This window comes from Psychrobacter sp., assembly GCF_036731945.1.
In the GTDB taxonomy this organism is placed as follows: domain Bacteria; phylum Pseudomonadota; class Gammaproteobacteria; order Pseudomonadales; family Moraxellaceae; genus Psychrobacter.
The window spans coordinates 40,386-43,104 of record NZ_DAINDI010000009.1 but is presented as its reverse complement, the minus strand read 5'-3'; the positions used below and the strand labels follow the sequence as shown (position 1 = coordinate 43,104).

1 protein-coding gene and 1 pseudogene are annotated in these 2,719 nt (G+C 43.5%); one reads left to right on the top strand and one right to left on the bottom strand.

From position 1 onward, the window contains the following. Positions 1 to 1,285 (bottom strand): AMP-binding protein (locus tag V7D75_RS03160; RefSeq protein WP_333613378.1); only part of this gene is annotated, 1,285 nt, incomplete at its 3' end. Between the two features lie 741 nt (positions 1,286 to 2,026). Between V7D75_RS03160 and V7D75_RS03155 the strand changes: the two are divergent. Then, positions 2,027 to 2,719, top strand: a pseudogene (locus V7D75_RS03155) (DNA gyrase subunit A); the annotation flags it as partial.

Sequence of the window (2,719 nt, the reverse complement as noted above, 5' to 3'; positions counted from 1 at the left end):
GCGGACCACGAACATAGATTTCGCCGCGCTCACCAATTGGCAACTCATTACCTTCTTCGTCCAAGATGGCCATGTCAGTCGCTGGCATCGGTAGACCGATATTGCCTGAGAACTCGCCAGTACCTTGCGGGTTTGCCGACGCGACAGGAGATGTCTCTGATAAGCCATAACCTTGGACGATAATATTACCGGTTATTTTTTCCCATTTAGTCGCGGTGTCTTTTAATACTGCCATACCGCCGCCCATCGACATCTCAAGCTTGCTATGGTCCAATGCTTGAAAGGCTTCGCTGTTGGCAAGCGCGTTAAATAGCGTGTTGACCGCTGGGAAAAACGCCGGTGGATAATCTTTATAAGCTTTGATCAAGCTTGCGCCATCACGTGGATTTGGTACCAATAAGCCGATACAACCACTATATAAACCGTACATACCGCAAACGGTAAATGAGAAAATATGATACAGCGGCAAGGCCGTCATAATAACCGGCTGCTCGTTACGCTCTTGGAACTTATCAAACGCATCGCCAAGATAAGTATCACATTGAATAAGGTTGGCGACCAAGTTGCCATGCGTCAGCATCGCGCCTTTGGCAACACCTGTGGTGCCACCGGTATATTGTAGTACCGCTACATCATCAAGACCAATATTGGTTGGGCGTTTATAATTTTTGGCAGATAATTTATTGAGCGCTTTTTTAAAGTTTACGCTACCGTTAACTTTATAATCAGGGACCAATTTTTTGACGTGGCGCACGACCGCATTCACAATAAAGCCTTTTAGCGGGCTCATCAAATCGCCCATCGAGGTAATGACAACATGATCAACCAAGTCTTTACCGATGTCTTGATAGGTTTTGGCAAAGTTTTCTAGGATAAACAGCACTTTGGTATCAGAGTCTTTTAACTGATGTTCAAGCTCTTTGGTGGTATAAAGTGGATTGACATTGACCAAGGTCATGCCGGCGCGTAGCACCCCTAGTACAGCGACCGGTAGCTGCAAGATATTGGGCATCATAACCGCTACTTTATCGCCCTTTTGTAGGCCAAGCGACTGCAGGTAAGCGGCAATTTGTTTGCTATAACGGTCTAAATCTTCATAAGAAAGCTTCACATCCATGCACACAAAAGCGGTACGACCTGCATGGGTAACGAAATTCTGTTCGAGGATATCAATCAAAGAAGTATTGGCGGGCGGCATATCAATGTCGTATTGGATGCCAAGTTTTTCGTAAGTTTTTACCCACGGTTTGTCATCGCGACGAATTACGTTACCTTGATTTTCCATAATCTTACTGCTCCTAATAATAGTGTGCTGGTATCAATCCATCCCTAATCGAAAAGGTCAAACATACCAAACATCGCCGTACAGCTAGCCATTGATATAATGCATGTAATGGCGGCGACTGACGATATAAAATATGGCGAAGGATCAACAATATAGCGGTAAATAGCCCTTTGTTGATTAACATACACACTTTATACAAACTACTCAATACAAAAGATTGAAACTTGAGTTCTTAAACTTACTTGACGATACCTATCTTTATTAATATCAGTGATTTAAATACTAAAATTGGCTATAATTACGACTATTTACATAATAAACTTTTATTTGTTGTTAAGGAATTTATCAGTTTTTTCACTATTTTCCACCTTTTTTAAAATTATAAAATCGGCACATTTTTACTTTGCTCAACACTTCATTCTCAATATTTGATATTAAAGCTGTTATATCAAGCGCGTCACGACCTGTCGTCTATTCTGACTTATCCCTTTTTAATTTTGCCAATATCCTTTACGATAGCACTATCTTATTTTTCCCTATTTTATCGATATAGTCAGTCCTAAATAAACTTATTACAAGTATTATAACGCGCTACTGGTATTCATTTTCCTTGCTTGCTGTGCCTACGCAGACAGAGGCTGCGAAAAATTAATACCAGTAGCTCTGTGCTTATTTTATAGTGGACTGCCTATATAAACTGATTAAAAACCTTTTTTAAGAATCAAAAGCGAACCCTATTTTATGTCCGATGTTATTGATCATACGATTGACCCTATTATCCCCAATGAACCGATGGATACCCGCTCCGTGGCGGAGTTCACTGAGCAAGCTTATCTCAACTACGCCATGTACGTCATCATGGATCGCGCGTTGCCCAATATCGCTGACGGTCTAAAACCCGTGCAGCGCCGTATCGTTTATGCGATGAGCGAGCTTGGGCTAAAGTCCTCTGCCAAAGCGAAAAAATCCGCGCGTACGGTCGGTGACGTACTGGGTAAATATCATCCACATGGCGATAGCGCCTGTTACGAAGCGATGGTACTGATGGCACAGCCGTTTAGTTATCGCTATCCGCTGATTACAGGTCAAGGTAACTGGGGTAGTCCCGATGATCCAAAATCCTTTGCTGCCATGCGTTATACCGAAGCTAAGATGTCGGCTTATGCCAATACCTTGCTTGCCGAGCTTGGTCAAGGCACGGTCGATTGGCAAGATAACTTTGATGGCACCATGCAAGAGCCAGTCACCCTGCCCGCGCGCCTACCCAATATTTTATTAAATGGTACGACGGGTATCGCCGTCGGTATGGCGACCGATATTCCGCCGCATAACTTAAATGAAGTAGTACGGGCGGCAATTCGCTTGCTTAAAAATCCCGAGCTATCGGTCAAGCAGCTCACCCAATCGATACCAGCGCCTGACCTGCCGACCCCT